General features: G+C 59.5%; 20 protein-coding genes, 1 tRNA gene and 1 pseudogene. 10 read left to right on the top strand and 12 right to left on the bottom strand.

The genetic code is table 11. From position 1 onward, the window contains the following. Positions 1-8: 8 nt before the first annotated feature. The 3 genes from AU381_RS26515 to AU381_RS26505 are packed head-to-tail and all read left to right on the top strand — an operon-like array spanning position 9 to position 2182. Positions 9-1358: a multicopper oxidase family protein gene (locus tag AU381_RS26515; protein WP_064244583.1), complete on the top strand. Its 1350-nt coding sequence runs from the start codon at positions 9-11 to the stop codon at positions 1356-1358. Between the two features lie 39 nt (positions 1359-1397). After that, positions 1398-1877, top strand: coding sequence for a cupredoxin domain-containing protein (locus AU381_RS26510; RefSeq protein ID WP_064244786.1), 480 nt, complete (start codon positions 1398-1400; stop codon positions 1875-1877). A gap of 20 nt (positions 1878-1897) precedes the next feature. Next, the gene (locus AU381_RS26505; RefSeq protein ID WP_064244582.1) at positions 1898-2182 is read left to right on the top strand and encodes a copper-binding protein; all 285 of its coding nucleotides are present in this window, start codon (positions 1898-1900) and stop codon (positions 2180-2182) included. Between the two features lie 192 nt (positions 2183-2374). Here AU381_RS26505 and AU381_RS26500 read toward each other — a convergent pair whose 3' ends face one another. The 10 genes from AU381_RS26500 to AU381_RS26455 form a co-directional block, all read right to left on the bottom strand. Next, entirely contained in the window at positions 2375-3412 is a 1038-nt protein-coding gene (locus AU381_RS26500; protein ID WP_064244785.1) for a Gfo/Idh/MocA family protein, read from the bottom strand. 7 nt (positions 3413-3419) lie between these two features. Further along, positions 3420-3869, bottom strand: coding sequence for a type II 3-dehydroquinate dehydratase (gene aroQ, locus AU381_RS26495; RefSeq protein WP_064244581.1), 450 nt, complete (start codon positions 3867-3869; stop codon positions 3420-3422). 33 nt (positions 3870-3902) lie between these two features. Continuing rightward, positions 3903-4271, bottom strand: coding sequence for a 5-carboxymethyl-2-hydroxymuconate Delta-isomerase (locus AU381_RS26490; RefSeq protein ID WP_064244580.1), 369 nt, complete (start codon positions 4269-4271; stop codon positions 3903-3905). Between the two features lie 14 nt (positions 4272-4285). Further along, positions 4286-5146 carry a shikimate dehydrogenase gene (locus AU381_RS26485; RefSeq protein ID WP_064244579.1) on the bottom strand — a complete coding sequence of 287 codons (861 nt, stop codon included), beginning with the start codon at positions 5144-5146 and terminating at the stop codon, positions 4286-4288. Between the two features lie 18 nt (positions 5147-5164). Beyond that, a complete protein-coding gene (locus AU381_RS26480) occupies positions 5165-5938 on the bottom strand; it encodes an amino acid ABC transporter ATP-binding protein (RefSeq protein ID WP_064244578.1) in 774 nt (257 codons plus the stop codon). Between the two features lie 109 nt (positions 5939-6047). Next, positions 6048-6872, bottom strand: a complete 825-nt coding sequence (locus AU381_RS26475) for a transporter substrate-binding domain-containing protein (protein ID WP_064244577.1) — start codon at positions 6870-6872, stop codon at positions 6048-6050. 41 nt (positions 6873-6913) lie between these two features. Beyond that, positions 6914-7564: an amino acid ABC transporter permease gene (locus AU381_RS26470; protein ID WP_064244576.1), complete on the bottom strand. Its 651-nt coding sequence runs from the start codon at positions 7562-7564 to the stop codon at positions 6914-6916. 9 nt (positions 7565-7573) lie between these two features. Further along, on the bottom strand, positions 7574-8242 hold the full coding sequence (locus AU381_RS26465) for an amino acid ABC transporter permease (RefSeq protein WP_064244575.1): 669 nt from the start codon (positions 8240-8242) through the stop codon (positions 7574-7576). A gap of 46 nt (positions 8243-8288) precedes the next feature. After that, positions 8289-9110, bottom strand: a complete 822-nt coding sequence (locus AU381_RS26460; RefSeq protein WP_064244574.1) for a sugar phosphate isomerase/epimerase family protein — start codon at positions 9108-9110, stop codon at positions 8289-8291. After that, complete coding sequence (locus AU381_RS26455; protein ID WP_034859584.1) at positions 9110-9847, bottom strand: GntR family transcriptional regulator; 738 nt, start codon at positions 9845-9847, stop codon at positions 9110-9112. Before AU381_RS26455 ends, AU381_RS26460 begins: the two co-directional genes overlap by 1 nt. A gap of 254 nt (positions 9848-10101) precedes the next feature. Between AU381_RS26455 and AU381_RS26450 the strand changes: the two genes are divergently transcribed. Genes AU381_RS26450 through AU381_RS26435 form a run of 4 tightly spaced genes read left to right on the top strand, consistent with a single transcriptional unit; the run spans position 10102 to position 13273 of the window. Then, entirely contained in the window at positions 10102-10995 is an 894-nt protein-coding gene (locus AU381_RS26450) for an intradiol ring-cleavage dioxygenase (protein WP_064244573.1), read from the top strand. Positions 10996-11019: 24 nt separating this feature from the next. Then, a complete protein-coding gene (locus tag AU381_RS26445; protein ID WP_064244572.1) occupies positions 11020-11802 on the top strand; it encodes a fumarylacetoacetate hydrolase family protein in 783 nt (260 codons plus the stop codon). Between the two features lie 8 nt (positions 11803-11810). Then, positions 11811-12584: a 4-hydroxy-2-oxoheptanedioate aldolase gene (gene hpaI, locus AU381_RS26440; RefSeq protein WP_064244571.1), complete on the top strand. Its 774-nt coding sequence runs from the start codon at positions 11811-11813 to the stop codon at positions 12582-12584. A gap of 5 nt (positions 12585-12589) precedes the next feature. After that, positions 12590-13273 carry a transporter substrate-binding domain-containing protein gene (locus AU381_RS26435; RefSeq protein ID WP_064244784.1) on the top strand — a complete coding sequence of 228 codons (684 nt, stop codon included), beginning with the start codon at positions 12590-12592 and terminating at the stop codon, positions 13271-13273. A 415-nt stretch (positions 13274-13688) separates the two neighbouring features. Here AU381_RS26435 and AU381_RS26430 read toward each other — a convergent pair. Beyond that, a tRNA-Leu gene (locus tag AU381_RS26430) sits at positions 13689-13773 on the bottom strand. A gap of 195 nt (positions 13774-13968) precedes the next feature. Here AU381_RS26430 and lipB point away from each other — a divergent pair. Then, entirely contained in the window at positions 13969-14697 is a 729-nt protein-coding gene (gene lipB, locus AU381_RS26425) for a lipoyl(octanoyl) transferase LipB (protein ID WP_064244570.1), read from the top strand. A gap of 109 nt (positions 14698-14806) precedes the next feature. Here lipB and AU381_RS26420 read toward each other — a convergent pair whose 3' ends face one another. Further along, positions 14807-15694: a DMT family transporter gene (locus AU381_RS26420; RefSeq protein WP_064244783.1), complete on the bottom strand. Its 888-nt coding sequence runs from the start codon at positions 15692-15694 to the stop codon at positions 14807-14809. 295 nt (positions 15695-15989) lie between these two features. Here AU381_RS26420 and AU381_RS26415 point away from each other — a divergent pair, with 295 nt between their 5' ends. Both AU381_RS26415 and AU381_RS29980 read left to right on the top strand, forming a co-directional pair. After that, a complete protein-coding gene (locus tag AU381_RS26415; protein ID WP_064244569.1) occupies positions 15990-16385 on the top strand; it encodes a helix-turn-helix domain-containing protein in 396 nt (131 codons plus the stop codon). Positions 16386-16480: 95 nt separating this feature from the next. After that, positions 16481-16638 (top strand): annotated as a pseudogene (locus tag AU381_RS29980) (S-(hydroxymethyl)glutathione dehydrogenase); the annotation flags it as partial.

The following is a 16638-nucleotide window of genomic DNA, read 5'->3' as shown; positions in this document are numbered from 1 at the left end:
AACAGACAATGTTCAACAGAAGACAGTTGCTCGGCGCGAGCGCCGCACTGGTGTCGACCGCCGCCTGGGCGAAGACCTCCAACATGGGCCTGCCGGAGGCGGCGGTGATGGAAACGGCGGAGACACAGCCGCCGCTCAAGCCGACTTCCGGCCCCGACTACAATCCCGTCGTCACGCTCAACGGCTGGACCCTGCCCTACCGGATGAACAACGGCGTCAAGGAGTTCCACCTCGTCGCCGAGCCGGTCGAGCGCGAGATGGCCGAGGGCATGACCGCCTATCTCTGGGGCTATAACGGTCAGTCGCCGGGCCCGACCATCGAGGCGGTCGAAGGCGACCGGGTGCGCGTCTTCGTCACCAACAAGCTGCCGGAGCACACGACGATCCACTGGCACGGCATGATCCTGCCATCCGGCATGGACGGTGTCGGCGGCCTGACGCAGCCGCATATCCCGGTCGGCAAGACCTTTGTCTACGAATTCGATCTCGTGAAGTCCGGCACCTTCATGTACCACCCGCATTCCGACGAAATGGTGCAGATGGCGATGGGGATGATGGGCTTCTTCGTTGTCCATCCCAAGGACCCGAAGTTCATGCCAGTGGACCGCGATTTCGTCTTCCTGCTCAACGCCTATGACATCGATCCCGGCTCCTATGTGCCGAAGGTCATGGAGATGACCGACTTCAACATGTGGTGCTGGAACAGCCGCGTGTTCCCGGACATCAGCCCGCTCGTCGTCTCCAAAAATGACCGGGTCCGCGTCCGGGTCGGCAACCTGACCATGACCAACCACCCGATCCACATGCACGGCTACGACTTCGAGGTCACCTGTACCGACGGCGGCTGGGTGCGCCCGGAGGCGCGATGGCCGGAAGTGAGTATCGATATTCCTGTCGGCGCGATGCGGGCCTACGAGTTCGACGCCAAGTACCTCGGCGACTGGGCGATCCATTGCCACAAGTCGCACCATACGATGAACGCCATGGGGCACGACATCCCGACTTTCATCGGCGTCGACAAGAAGAAGGTCGCCGAAAAGATCAGGAAGCTCCAGCCGGAATACATGCCGATGGGCACCAAAGGCATGGCCGACATGGGCGAGATGGAGATGGAAATCCCCGAAAACACCATCCCGATGATGACCGGCTGGGGCCCGCACGGCCCCATCGAGATGGGCGGAATGTTTTCGGTCGTCAAGGTGCGCGAGGGCATCTCGGCCGGCGATTACGCCGACCCCGGCTGGTACGAGAACCCGCCCGGAACCCAGGCCTGGGAGTGGACGGGCGAGCTTCCCGATTGGACCAAAGCCAAGGACGCAAAGACCCAGATCACCCCGAAACATGAAAATCACGGCTGATCCCGCATGCTGATCTTCAACCAACCAAAGGACCACACAATGAAAGCTCAAATCTTCGGACTTCTGGTGACGGCGCTCGCCACACCCGCTCTCGCAGGCGGCAATCACGCAGGCGGCCACGGCGAGGCCATGGCGGTCGGCGAACCCGGCAAGAAAGCCAAGGCCACCCAGACGATCCGCGTCACCATGAAGGAGACGGGCGACGGCAAGATGATCTTCACGCCGTCGACCTTCAAGGTCCGAAAGGACCAGACCATCGTCTTCGCGATCAGGAACGCCGGCGAACTCGAGCACGAGTTCGTGCTCGATCAGGAAGACAAGATCACCGAGCACAAGGCGGTGATGGAGAAGTTCCCGGAGATGGAGCACGACGACCCGAACGCCATCCGACTCGCCGCAGGCGAATCCGGCGAGATCATCTGGAAGTTCACCAATGGCGGCACGTTCAAGATCGCCTGCCTGGTGCCCGGCCACTACGACGCCGGTATGCATGGCGATGTCACGGTCGCCGGAAAGTAATCACTGCAAAGGAGAACGACATGAAAACCCTTATCAAGATGACTCTCGCGGCTGCATTTGCCCTCGGCACCGCCTACGGCGCGCTCGCCGCCGAATTCACCAAAGGCAGCGTCAAGAAGGTCGACGCCAAGGCGAAGAAGGTTACGCTCATCCATGAGGAGCTGAAGTCGCTCGAAATGCCCGCAATGACCATGGTGTTCCGCGTCCAGGACGACGCGATCCTGGAGAAGCTGAAGGAAGGCGCGAACATCGAGTTCGTGGCCGAGCGCGTCAATGGAAAGTTGACTGTGACTGAGGTCAAGTAATCCATCCAACAGGACGCGGGCGTCACTCGCTCCGCGTTAAGCAGGCGCGTGTCGATTGCGGCGAAGACAGAGCGGCGGCGACGATTTCCTCCGCCAGCAGCGCGATGCCTAATGTCGGTGTTGAGCCGGCGTTCTCATCGCATCGGATGCAAGGAGACGCGAAGAGCGAGCAGGCGGTCACATTACTCGGCGTCAGTTCAACTCGATACGCTCTCCCGTTGCCGCCGAGCGTTTTACCGCATCGATTACCCTCAAGGTTTCGAGCCCCTCACGCCCGCTGACAAGCGGCGGTTCGTCTCCGCGGATCACCTTGCAGAATTGCCTGATCTGCAGAACGAGCGGGTCCTCGTCGTCGACCTCGATACGCGTTTGGTCAAATGGTTCCCACCAACTCCGTTTACCAGGATTGCGCCAGACCTCGAGCGACGGAACAGCCAGCGACCCGTGCGTTCCTCCGATCATGTAACAGGATTGCTCGGTTTTGGGGTAAGCCGGATTCTCTCCGCTTGTCATCTCCCAGCTCCACGGTGCGACCACCGCGTCCGATACTGTCGCAGTTCCCAACACTCCATTCTTGAACTCGATCAGGATCACAGCCGTTTCCTCAACTGCGTTGCGGCGCACCGCGTTGGACTCGCGTGCCTGAACCGCAGCCACATCGCCCAAAAGGTAGCGCAGATTATCGACATCGTGGATGAGATTGAGGAAAACCGGCCCCGCACCGCGCTCACGACGCCACGAAATGTCGAAGTAGTCGTCAGGCTTGAATAGCCAGAACATCGCGTTGACAACAAGAACGCGGCCGAGCTTCCCGCTTTCGATGATTTCCTTTACCTTCTGCATCATCGGATTGTGCCGGCGGTGATGGCCGGTCAATAGAGGAACACCTTTTGCCTCAGCCGCTGCGATCAGCTTTTCCCCGGATATAATGTCGTCGGCGATAGGCTTCTCGATGAGTGCGGGAACGCCGGCTTCAACGGCTTCCAACCCGTTCTGGACGTGAGCCGGGTTGGGAGTAGCCACGATGATCCCGTCAGGTCGGTCTGCGGCAATCATGTCCGCGAAGTTTGGAAACCACTTCACGCCGGCTTCCTTGGCAATGGTCTCGCCAACCGGCGCGGGATCGACCACGGCACTGAGTTGCGCCGAGGGCTCGGCCAGGACGTGCTGAATATGGCGCTTACCGATGAGGCCTGCCCCAACTACGGCCAGATTAACCCGTTGGGTCATGGTCACCTCAGCCCTTGCCAGCCGCCTTGATCATCGTCGCCGCGCGCCGGATGCCAAGCTGGTATCCTTCTGTTCCAAGACCGCAGATCACACCGTCCGCACGGTGCGAAACGAACGAATGGTGTCGGAAGCTTTCGCGCTTGTGCACATTGGAGATGTGGATTTCGATCACAGGCCCTTCAAATGTGTTCAGAGCGTCAAGGATGGCGAGTGAGGTGTGGGTGAAGGCCGCCGGATTGATGACGATGCCCGCACCGTCCTCGCGCGCCTCATGTATCCAATCGATGATCTCGTGTTCCCGGTTGCTCTGATGAAAGCGGATTTCATGGCCGAGTTCGGCTGCCAGCTTGCGGCAGTCCGCCTCCACGTCTGCGAGCGTTTCATGCCCGTAGATATGCGGCTGGCGTTTGCCAAGCAGATTGAGGTTTGGTCCATTGAGAACGTAGATCAGGCTCATAGCATAGTGTCCTTGTTGAGCACGTCGTCCTGGTCAGACGGACGCGATTGCTTGAACAGCAAAATCGGGGTCCGACTCGTAGAGATCTGCGCGCAAGCCGAGCCTTCCCGCTTCGAGAGCAGGCGCGGCGATCGTCCGCGCGGCGTCGATAACGGCAGTGAGAAGCTTCTGCTTGGTCTCTGCGGTACGACCCGGTGCCATCCGCACGATGATTTGGATGAAATGATTATCGACATGCTCATCGCCCACGCAGGAGTATGTCGCCTCCCGCGCAAGCGTGCGCACGGCGGAAGGTTTCACAAGACCGCCATCGCGAACGCAGCGATGCACGGTCAGCGTCAGCCGGTCCATGGCTACATGCTCGCCTGCGCCCCGACTATAATCGATGATGATATGCGGCATTTGGGATCTCCCCATCAAGCCGACAGGCGGCATAGGTCCGTAAAGTGAAGGGACATGCGCTCTGCGTCCGGTGCTATCCCGGTGAACAATTCGAAAGCTGCTGCTGCCTGGTAGACGGTCATGCCGCCGCCACGAAGGGTCCGGCAACCTTTTCTTTCGGCGAGGGCAAGGAGCTCTGTGACGAGCGGCATATAGACGATGTCGGCGACCCAATGCCGTGGCAGGAGCCATTCCGGGTCGATCGGCAAACCAGGATGGCTCTTCATACCCGTCGGCGTCGCGTGGATGAGGCCGTCCGCGGAGCGCAGGGCGCTGCCGACATCCGTCGTGGCACGCGCACAACCCCTTGAGAACCGATCGTTCAACTGCCCAGCCAAGGTTTCTGCCCGTTTCGAATCCTGGTCAAAGATCGATAATGTCTCAATACCGAGCTTGATTGCGGCATGCGCCACGGCGACACCGGCGCCGCCGGCGCCAAGCAGGACGGCATGCGACTTCGCGACGTCCGGAAGGCCGCGCTGGAAATTCTCGTAGAAACCGTACCAATCGGTGTTGTGGCCGATCCTCTCGCCGTCACGAAAGACCACGGTGTTGACCGCACCGAGCATCTCCGCGTCCTCGGAAAGGCGATTGAGGTGGGCGATCACCGTCTGCTTGCACGGATGTGTAATGTTGCTCCCGGCAAAACCCCGTCGCTCCTGCTCGTCTAGGAGGTCCGGCAGCGCCGAGGCGGGAAGGCCTCGGTCGGTGAAGTCGAGAAGCTCGTAACGGTAATCGAGGCCCTGATGTCTAGCCTCCGTTTCGTGGAGCGCCGGGGACTTTGACATTTGGATGTCGGCCCCGATCAGTCCCACGAGGAATTTCTTGTCATGCATTGGAATCGCTTTCGGACGTCAGTGGTGGGCCAGGATTTCGCCGAGGAAGGTTTTCGTGCGTTGGTGCTTGGGAGACTTGAAGAAGACCTCCGGTTCGGCCTCTTCGACGATTTCTCCGGAAGCCATGAAGATGACGCGATCAGCGACCTGACGGGCAAAGCCCATTTCGTGCGTGACACAGATCATCGTCATGCCGTCACGGGCGAGCCCGATCATGGTGTCGAGCACCTCCTTCACCATTTCAGGGTCGAGGGCAGACGTCGGTTCGTCGAAGAGCATGACCTTCGGCTCCATGCAGAGCGCGCGAGCGATGGCAACGCGTTGTTGTTGCCCGCCGGATAGCTGTGCCGGATACTTTTCCGCCTGGTCAAGGATTCGCACCCGCTCGAGATATTTTCGAGCCAGTCGCTCTGCGTCAGTGTGGCTTGTGCCTCGAACACGCATCGGGGCGAGTGTACAGTTCTGAAGTACGGTCATGTGGGGGAAGAGATTGAAGCTCTGGAAGACCATTCCCACTTCGCGACGTATCGCATCGATGGATTTGGTGCTTCCGTCCAGTACCTGACCCTCGACGACGATCTTGCCGTCCTCGATCGTTTCGAGGGCATTGATGCAGCGGATTAACGTTGATTTCCCGGAGCCTGACGGCCCGCAGAGGACGATTTTTTCGCCTTTGCGGACCGACAGACTGATGGATTTCAAGGCATGGAAAGCGCCGTACCACTTCTGCACGTCCTCAAGGGAAATCAGCGTCGGTTGATCTTTTGCGGAATTGAGCACGGAACCCTCCATTTGGGCTTTAGAGCATGATCCGACCGGAGTGAAACGAGGATCGATAAGATCATGCGTCAGAAAGAAAGCGTTAGAGCGCCGATCTGATCCAGTCAGATCGACACGCGCTCTAATTGACGGTGAACGGAATGTTCGGAATGGATTCCGGGAACTGCGGCAGATCGATCGCCATCCACTTCTTCGTGATGGCGGCAAGCTCACCATTGGTCTTGATCTTGTCGATGAAGGCGTTGGCGGCTTCGTTCCAGTCCTTCTCGCCGAGCCGGGTCCCGAAGCCGTTGTACGTCGTCAGAAAGTTAATCTTGCGCTCATAGGTGCCGGCACTCGCCGCATCCACACGCTGACCATAGAACTGATTGCCGCCTACCGCCTTTACCTGTCCGGAGATCAGAGCCTGGATGGTTGCAGCGTCGTCATCAAAGCGGCGAACCGTTGCGGTGGATCCGACGGCGTCCGTTACTGCCTTATCCTGCGAACTGGACTTCGGAACGCCGATCTCCCATCCCGCAACGTCTTCAGGCTTCGCAACCGTGTCGGACTTCGCGGCATAAAGCGAAATCGTGTTGGCGGCGTAGGGCTTGCTGTATTGAATTGATTTCGCGCGTTCTTCCGTCATCGCCATCGTTGCGAACAGGATGTCGACCTTGCCGGTGGTAAGCGCCGGAATTCGGTTGGCGACGGCGAGCGGCTGGAATTGAACCTTCACGCCCAATTCCTTGGCAAAAAGGTTGGCGACGTCAGCGTCGAAGCCGTCCTGAACGCCGCTTGTGTTGACGAACCCCCATGGCGCATTGTCGCCCTGGATGCCGACCACAAGCGTGCCCTTTGCCTTGATTTCCTCCACACTTGCCGCAGAGGCGGCGGCAGCGCCAATGGTTGCGAAGGCAACGGTTGCCAGTGCAAGTCCGAGAAAATTCCTACGATTGTTATGCATGCTTGTTCTCCTCCTCAAGAGTTTTGCTTCGAGCGAAGCGGTTAGCGGACAGCTTTCGCCATCCGTTTTTCGAGGCCACTTCCGGCATGGGAGAGCGGCCAGCAAATGATGAAGTAGATTGCGCCGACGATCCCGAAGACGAGCAGCGGACGATAGGTCTGGTTTGAAATGATCTGGCCGGCGCGAGTGAGTTCAATGAAGCCGACGATTGCTGCCAGCGACGTGCCCTTGATGAGCTGGACAAGGAAGCCGATCGTGGCCGGCATCGAGATTTTCAGGGCCTGCGGCAGGATGACGTCTTTCATCCGCGAGACATAATGCAGACCGAGGGCGTTGGCGGCTTCCGTCTGGCCCTTCGGCACAGCCTCGATGGAGCCGCGCCAGATCTCGCCCAGGAAAGCACTGGCATGGAGCGTGAAGGCGATTGCGACCGCGATCCACGCGTTGACCTCGATGCCCAACAGCGCAACGCCGTAATAGACAACAAAGAGCTGCATCAGAAGGGGCGTGCCCTGGAAGACGCCGATATATCCTGCGGTGATCCTCCGGGCGACTTTCGTCTTCGAGGTGCGCAGCAGCGCGATCAGGATACCGAATATCCCCCCACCGATGAACCCTACGATCGCGAGCAGCACGGTCCACTTCAAACCCTGCATCAAAAAGAAGAATTCATTTTCGCCGATGGGACCCATGGCTGCCTCCTATCGCGTCGGGTAGTTGAAGTAGTGGCGAGAAATGAGGGCAAAGAGGCCCATCATCAGCGTCGAGATAACCAGGTAGATAGCGGTGACGGTGAAATAGACTTCGAAGCTGCGGAAGGTGTCGGACTCAATGCGCTGAGCGGCCGAGGTCAGTTCGTAGGCGGCGATTGACGTGCAGACAGACGTTGTCAGTGTCAGCATGATGAACTGGCTTGTGAGCGAGGGATAAATCGCCCGCAGCGCCGGCTTGAGCACGATGAGCCGGAAGACGTCCGCCTTGTGCAGACCAAGTGCGAAACCTGCCTCGATCTGGCCGCGCGACACGCTCTCGACCCCGCCTCGGATGATCTCGATTGCGTAGGCCCCGCCATTGATGCCGAGGGCCATGATCGCCGTGACGGTCGGATTGAGGCGTATGCCCATGAGAGGAAGGGCAAAATATATGAAGAAGATCTGCACGAGGAATGGCGTATTACGCACGACCTCGACGAAGACGATCACGGGAGTGCGCGTGATCTCGCTCTTGGAAGTCCTTGCAACAACGCCCACGATTCCGATGACGAGTGCGAGGAGCATCCCAGCCAACGCAAGGCCGAGCGTTCCAAGCGAACCCCATAGCAATTCCGGGGCGCGGTCGAGGACCGCACCGAAATCAAACCCATAAGTCATGTAAGACTTCCTCCCTCCGACTGGCCTACGCCGCGCCGGCGCCAGATCACTGATCCGGTTTCAAAATCCCCAGTGCGCTGTCATGCAGATGTTTTAGATGTGCCTCCGGGTCCACCGGCCCGACGAGTGGCACTTCAACCGAGATAGCAGCGCCGTATTCGGTTGCCGCGCAGAGGTCCTTCAATGGCAATTCGCCTTCTCCAGGAGCGAGCCTGCCGCTTCTCGCCTCGGCGATCATTGCGTCCGATGTTTTGGGAGCAGGCCCGCGGACGTCGCAAAGCTGGACGTGTTTTACCTTCCCTGCATTTGCACGAAGCTCGTCGATCGAGGCGCCGTTTCGGAAGAAGTGAATCCCGTCAACGAGGGCACCGGCGTTCTCTGCTCCACAGGCTTTCACGACCGCTACGCTGTCGCGAAAGGTCCTTACCGTCCGCCAGCCCATGTTTTCGATGTCGACCGACATTCCATATCGCGCCGCGAGGGCGCAAAACTCAGAAAAGTTTGTGGCAAGACGGCCGCCGTCTCGATCATCGCCGCAAACACTCAGCCGGCGCGCCCCTATGTTCGCAGCGGCTGCCACGGTCGCCTCATGGGAGGCCGCAACGAAGCTCTCGTCGATCACGAAGAACTCGATATCGAACACCTTGATGCCTTCGCCATCGGCAACTGTCTGGAACTCCTGGGCACTCCGGCTGCCCACCGGCAACTCGTAAAAAGGGGCCCCGGGAAAGGCGGGGTGCAGACGCAGACCGATCGACGCAAAACCCGCCCGAGCAGCCATCACGGCGAATTCCTTTGGCGGCAGCGCGATGGATGAAAAATGCGCCACGCCCAGCTGAAGCCCCGGTCTTGGCGTCGCGACGGTCATCACAAGATCCCCTTTGTCGCGAGGTGTTTGCGCAGATTGGTTCCCGTGCGGTGGATATGCTGACGCAACATATCGCACGCATAGTCCAGATCCCGCGCGACGGCTCCCTGAGCAATCTCACTGTGCTCCTGGCTGACGTTGCGGTCCCCCGACGTGCGGGTCAAAAACACCCGGCGATAACGGTCGTTGAGATTGAGAAGCAGCCTGCAGAAATGGAGCAGGATCGGCTTCCCGCATCCAGAGATGAGTGTCAGATGAAATTCGCGGTGGAGCTCTTCCCAGCGCTCCAGTGTCTCCGGCCGAGCCGCGTCGCGCTCGGTGCGGTTAAGGCGATGCAGCGCGCGCATGACGTTGCCCTCCCACTCCACATCGCCGAGCCGCATGGACTCGCGAAGCGCAAAGACTTCAAACTCTTCGCGCAGGGTGGTGATCTCTTCCAGGTTGGCCAATGAAATTGACGAAACGCGGTAGCCGCGATTGTCCTCGAACTCCACCAGACCGTCCGATATCAGCCGCGCCAACCCTTCACGCAGCGGACTGAGGCTTACGTTGAACGTCTTGCGCGCCTTGTCGAGATTGATCTTGCTGCCGGCCTGAAGCTCGCCGGAAATGATCGCCTCACGAAGACGGGATGCAAGCTGGCTCCCGATTGTGTTCTTGCCGTCATCGAGAAAGCCAGAAGACGATGGGGCATCTTCTGTCGTCGGAGCAAATGCGCCGTCGTCATCCGGTACCATTGTTCCTCCCAAGGCTCTCCCCGAACTAATTGTCGATGATCGATACAATAAACGATTATTCGTGTCAACTTGAGGGCGCTGGAATCTGCACAAAGTTAAGCCTCAGCTTCCTCTTCGCCAACAATACGCAATTTATTCAAAGCGTTTCGTGCCGTCCTCCTGTTTTTTTGGGTTATTGGCGCCGCGAGAATGTACGGCGGCCTTGACAGATAATCGATTATTTTGATAGTCGGGGAAATCGGGAGGTAACCCACATGGTGGTCAAAACGGAAAGCGATCTGACGCCAGCCGTCCTCGCTGTGATGAATCGCACTGAAGACCCCCGCCTGCGAGAAATCCTCGTCGCGACGGTCAAGCATCTTCATGCTTTCGTGCGCGAGGTTCGACTGACGGAGGTCGAGTTTCGGGAGGCGACAGCCGTGCTGAATGAGATCGGGAAGCTGCATACTGATCACCACAACGAGTTTGTGCTGATGGCCGGTTCTCTTGGCGTGTCTTCACTTGTCTGCCTGCTGAACAACGGCGACAGAGGACAGACTGAGACCTCCCAGTCGCTGTTGGGCCCATTCTGGCGCCTCAACTCTCCGCGAGTCGAAAATGGCGGGTCGATCATCCGATCCGAGACGCCGGGCACTCCCTTGTTCGTGCATGCCAAGGTCGTTGACCGCGACGGTAAGCCAATTGCCGGCGCCGAAGTGGATGTGTGGCATGCATCTCCCGTCGGTCTTTACGAAAACCAGGACCCGGACCAGGCCGAGATGAACTTGCGCGGCAAATTCATGACCGACGAGCAAGGTCGGTTCTGGTTCAGGACAGTCAAGATGGTCGGGTATCCCATACCGGTCGATGGCGTGGTCGGACGCCTGCTCAAAGCCCAGGGACGCCATCCGTACCGACCGGCGCACCTGCATGCACTGATCTTCAAGCACGGATACAAGACGCTGATTTCCCAGGTCTTCGACCCCAGCGACCCGAACATCGACTCGGATGTTCAGTTCGGTGTCACGGCAGCGCTGACCGGCGACTTCATTCGCCATGAGGAGCCCCATCCGTCCGAAACGGATATTCCTGGTCCGTGGTTCTCGCTCGACTACACCTATGTCATGGAGCCCGGCGAAGCCGTTTTGCCGCGTCCCCCGATCAAATAAATCACGATCAGCAGGGCAAACGATATGATCACCGAAGAAGAACGCCGGGCCGCGGCAGACGCGCTGCTCAAAGCTGAAATCGAGCGCAAGCCGATCATACAGCCCAGCGAGACCTACCCGAACCTCGAACTTGAGGACGCTTACCGGATTCAGGCTTTGTGGGCAGAGGCGAGGGTAGCCAAGGGCGCACGGATCGTCGGGCATAAGATCGGCCTGACGTCACGCGCAATGCAGATGGCTTCGAAGATGACGGAGCCGGACTACGGCTGCATTCTTGACGATGCGCTTTACAACGACGGAGCGCAGATCAAGGCTGACTTGTTTATCAAGCCGCGCCTCGAGGTCGAGCTGGCCTTTGTTATGGGTGAGGATCTCGTCGGGCCCGGCACCAGGATCTATGATGTCATGCGTGCGACCGAGTTCGTTGTCCCGGCCCTCGAGATTATCGACTACCGGACCGAAGTCCCTCGAGCGATCACCGACACCATTGCGGACAACGCAGCTTTCGGCGCCCTCGTCGTTGGCGGCCGTATAATTCGCCCGATGGACATTGATATCCGTTGGGTCGGAGCGACTCTCTCCAAGAACGGCATCATCGAGGAGTCGGGCGTGTCGGCGGCGATCATGGGACATCCGGCAGCCGGCATCGCGTGGCTGGTCAACAAACTTCATGCTGTGGGCGGTGGCCTGAAGAAGGGACAAATAGTCCTGGCCGGCTCCTTCACGCGTCCTGTCGATATCGCTAAAGGTGATGTCATTCAGGCCGACTATGGCCCTGTTGGCTCCATCGGCGTGTCGTTTGTGTGAGGTGCTAAATGGAACATCCTGTCAACCGCTTCAAGCAGAAGCTTCTTTCTGGTCAAAGTCAGATCGGCCTGTGGTGTGGCTTGCCGGGAAACTACGCCGCGGAAATCGTCGCGCCTTCAGGTTTCGATTGGCTCCTGTTCGACACGGAACATTCTCCGGGTGACGTTCTGACCGTCCTGCCACAATTGCAAGCGGTCGCACCATACGACGTTTCCCCAGTCGTCCGTCCGGCCATCAACGACCCCGTTCTTATCAAGCGTTTCCTGGATATTGGCGTTCAGACACTGCTCATTCCCTACATTCAGAACGCGGAAGAGGCGAAAGCCGCAGTCGCGGCGGTGCGATACCCTCCGGATGGAATTCGTGGTGTTTCTGCCCTGACGCGCGCAACTCGTTTCGGCCGAGTTGCGAACTATGCGCAAAATGCGGAACGGGAAATTTGCCTGTTGCTGCAAGTTGAGACGCGGGAAGCACTCGGCAACCTCGAGTCGATTGCGTCGGTGGAGGGAGTGGATGGGGTATTCGTAGGACCGGCAGACCTGGCAGCGAGTTTCGGACACAGGGGCCAACCGAGCCACCCGGAGGTGGTCGATGCAATTGTCGACGCGATTGAACGCCTGAAAGCGTTGGGCAAGCCTGCGGGCATTCTTACCCCGGATGAGAAGTTCGCGGCACGGTGCATCTCGCTGGGAACACTATTTACTGCCGTTGGTGTCGATGTCGCCGTTCTGGCACGGGGATCGGAAGCACTAGCGGCACGATTTGCTTCGCAGGGAGCGTGACCGCGATGCCGGAACGTGATGAACTCCTCACTGAAATCGCACCGACGGGAGTCATCAGAGCGGCGGTCAACATGTCGAATGCCGCACTTGTCCAACTCGATCCAGTGACAGGCTCTCTAACAGGGCCGAGCGCGCAGATCGCGATCGCACTTGCGGCAGAACTCGACTGCGGTTTGTCGCTGGTTCGATACGGATCGGCCGCTGATATTCTCGCGGCTGCCGAAGGCAACGAGTGGGACGTTGCATTCATTGCTTCCGATCCGTCACGTGCCGGCAGGTTCTCCTTCTCGCCCCCGTATACCACGGTGACCGCCAGCTTTCTGGTGTCAGACAGTAGCCCGCTGGGCAGAGTCGAGCATGTCGACGCCGAAGGGGTGCGCATCGCCGCCGCCAGAACCGCTGCGTATACAAAGCAGCTTGAGCGACAGATTAGAAATGCAATCCTCCTCCATACCGAAAGTCCCGTCTCCGCCCTGGACATGCTTGTATCCTCCCAGTGCGATGCGGCTGCGGGCTTGACCGAGTCCCTGTCACGTTTCTGCGAAGAGAATCCAGGTTTCCGCGTTATTGAGGGGACATTCTCGAAAGTGCCTCAGGCGATCGCTGTGCATCGGAGGTGCGTCTACGCTTCAACCTTCCTGTCGGACTTCATCCAGCAGCATTGCAGTGCGGATAAGCCGGGCAACTGAAGCAGTTGGCGGGACATGCGAGGGAGCCGGGTCGAGGGGACGCGACACGTTAACCTTTCCTGGACAATCGCTACTCTCGCAACCGCTGTCAGCTTGTCAAACAAGGACCCGATCAAGTGTCTAATATCAGACCGATCGGCGTCTGGCTCTGGAGGCAGCGCGGCGGATGGAGACTCGTAATCTGGCGGCGGGGTTCCGCCGGGGGCAAAGGAAGCACTCCTTGAAAGAAAGGAGGAACATTTTGACGAAGGCTCAAGAAGTGGCCGTTTCGCGCTCTTTTCGCACCTGCGGGGAATCTTGTGGAGACGAGGCCAAAGTTGCGTGCGTACTGGGCCACAAGATGTGGCCCAAGGCGGGCCCGCAAAGTTGTCAACAATCGAAAAAAACAAGTAAAATCAGCGCCGAATAGTCGGCTTGGTGCGGTCGAGAAGACTCGAACTTCCACGGGTTGCCCCACAGCGACCTCAACGCTGCGCGTCTACCAATTCCGCCACGACCGCATCGTGGTAGGTGCCGATTGCGTCGGCGGGGCTGCATGTAGCAAAAGGATTCGGGGTGCACAAGGGTATGACGACAGAAATTTGATGGGAAATGGAACTATTTCCACGCCCCCTCGCCGAAGCGCTGGAAACGCTGGACTCTGACCGCGCGCGGGCCCATGTACAGGCCGGAAAATTCATCAATGCAGGCTTCCCATGCAACGTGAGAACCTCAGCCAGACCATGTTTGCGCCGCCGGAATCGCCACCGGTGCGCTGGCGCATCGCCCCTTCCCTCGTCGATTATCCACAGGCCGTCGAAACGATGGAGCGGGAGGCCGCCGCCATTGCGGACGGCACCGCCGACGAACTGGTCTGGCTGGTCGAGCACCCGCCCCTCTACACGGCCGGCACGAGCGCGAATGAAACCGACCTGGTTATGCCCGGACGTTTCCCGGTGTTTGCGACCGGTCGCGGCGGCGAATACACCTATCACGGCCCCGGACAGCGGGTCGTCTACGTGATGCTCGATCTGAAGCGGCGCCGTCAGGACGTTCGCGGTTTCGTCGCCGCCCTCGAAAGCGTCGTCATCGCGACGCTCGATTCGATGAACATCAAGGGCGAGCGCCGGGAAGACCGCGTCGGCGTCTGGGTGCGCCGGCCGGAAAGGCCGCCGCTCGTCGACGGATCCATGGCCGAGGACAAGATCGCCGCCATCGGCATCCGGCTCCGGAAATGGGTGAGCTTCCACGGCTTCTCGCTGAACGTCGATCCGGATCTCGACCATTTCGCCGGCATCGTGCCCTGCGGCATTCGGGACTATGGCGTCACCAGCCTTGTCGATCTGGGCCTGCCGGTGATGATGTCCGATGTGGATATACGGATCAGGGAAGCGTTCGAAACGGTTTTCGGCGCGACGCGCACCGACGACTGCATGTTTCCTTAAATCGTAGCCGGTTAGGGTAAGAACATGCAGCGATTCCAGGTGCAGCAGCGTCCTTTGTGCGTCTGGAAAGTCGCACGGCGCTGCGGGGGCGTGAATAACTGGAACCCGCTTAATCCGGGCTCCGCTTGCCTCTCTCACGCCAGATGATGAAAAGCCCGGAGCCGACGATGATCATAATGCCGAACCATCTCGAAGGCGTCGGAAAATCGCCGAAGACCAGATAGCCGAGTGCCGTCGCCGAGACGATCTCGAAATAGTGGAACGGCGCCAACAACGACAGCGACGCCAGGCGGAATGCCTTCACGACAAGGAGATGGCCGTAACCCGAAATCGTCCCCAAGGCGATCACGAGTATCCAGCCCAGAGTCGATCCCGGCAGCGATGGCTGGAAATCGACCGCGCCAAACCCGTTGCCGACTGCGATGACGGCCATCATGAAGAGTGTACCGCCGACGCCGGCAACCGTCTGCATGGCGAGCGGCGAATCGGCGCTGCCCACCGCGCGGTTGAGGAAGAGATAACAGGCGAACAGAAAAGCGCAGGCCATCGGCAGCAGCGCCGTCAAACCGAAGATGGCGAAGCTCGGCTGAATGACGATCATCGCGCCGCCGAATCCAACGGCGATAGCAGTCCACCGGCGCCAGCCGACTTTTTCTCGCAGGATCAGTGCCGAAAGGCACGTCAGGATGAAGGGCTCGACGAAATAGATGGCAAACGCATCGGCGAGCGGCATGTATTTCACGGAAACGAAGAACAACAGGGCGGCCGCGGCAAGCAGCACGCCGCGCAGCAGGTTCGGCCAAAGCCGCTTCGGATAGATCGCCCGCAATCCGCCGGCTGTCAGGAGCAGCGGAACGACCGAGACGAGCTGAAAGAAGAAGCGGTAAAAGGTCACCTGCCCGGGCGACATGCCTTCATGGACCGCCATATATTTCGCGATGGCATCCATGCAGGGCAGGATGAGCATGGCGAACAGCATGATCGTTACACCTTGCATCACTGCACTGCGGGGGGCCACGGCCGTTTGTGCGAATCCGTTCACGGGCGATTTCCAATCCGATGCTGAAGTTCGGTCCTGAACCTAACTCTTTTCATCGCGGTTTCAACGCCGGGCTGAGCACATTGGCAACAAAGCGAGCGAGCCGCATTTGGCCGTGTTTATGACGCTTCGGAGTGCTCCGCCTGCGAGGCAATGCCTATAAGCTCGGCTCACCTTCGCCCCGCCGGCGAAGCCAAGACATTGCGGCACCGCGCGGGCCGTCGAGGATGTCAGGTGAAGAGGAGAGCGAACCATGCGCCTATCCACCGAAACCGTGATCGCACGACTGCGTCAGACAGGAGACGGCGACACGCTGGGCGGTCGTATCTGGAGAGCGCGCGACGCGGCAAAGCTTTCGATCAAGGAACTGGCGATCAGGGTCGGAGTGCGCAGCGAGACCATATCCGCCTGGGAACGTGACCGGGCCGAGCCTCGCACAAACCGGCTCTTCATGCTCGCCAGCGTGCTTGGCGTCACGCCAGCCTGGCTGATTGCCGGAATCGGCCGCGCCCCCGACGAGAACCCTGCCCCCTCCCATGCCGCGCTTCGCGAGCAACTCGAGCTCGTCAAAAGCCTCCACGAGCAAACCGGAGAAGCCATCGCCGCGCTCGAGAGCGAGCTTGAACGGGTCGAGGAGAATATCCGATAAGTCATGCATTTTCAGCTTACGCGCGTCGCATGTCGTTGTATGGACGATTGCAGCGCGATTGTCGAACAGTTGCGATTTTTCGAGGGAGAAGAAAGATGGATGTACGTGCCGCCGTAGCCGTTCAGGCCGGCAAGCCTTTGGAGGTGATGACCGTTCAGCTCGAGGGCCCCAGGGCCGGCGAGGTGCTGGTCGAGGTCAAGGCCACCGGCATCTGCCATACCGACGACTTCACGCTTTCCGGCGCCGACCCGGA

The sequence above is a fragment of the Sinorhizobium glycinis genome, assembly GCF_001651865.1.
Taxonomy (GTDB): domain Bacteria; phylum Pseudomonadota; class Alphaproteobacteria; order Rhizobiales; family Rhizobiaceae; genus Sinorhizobium; species Sinorhizobium glycinis.
This window is presented reverse-complemented; position numbering and strand designations above follow the sequence as displayed.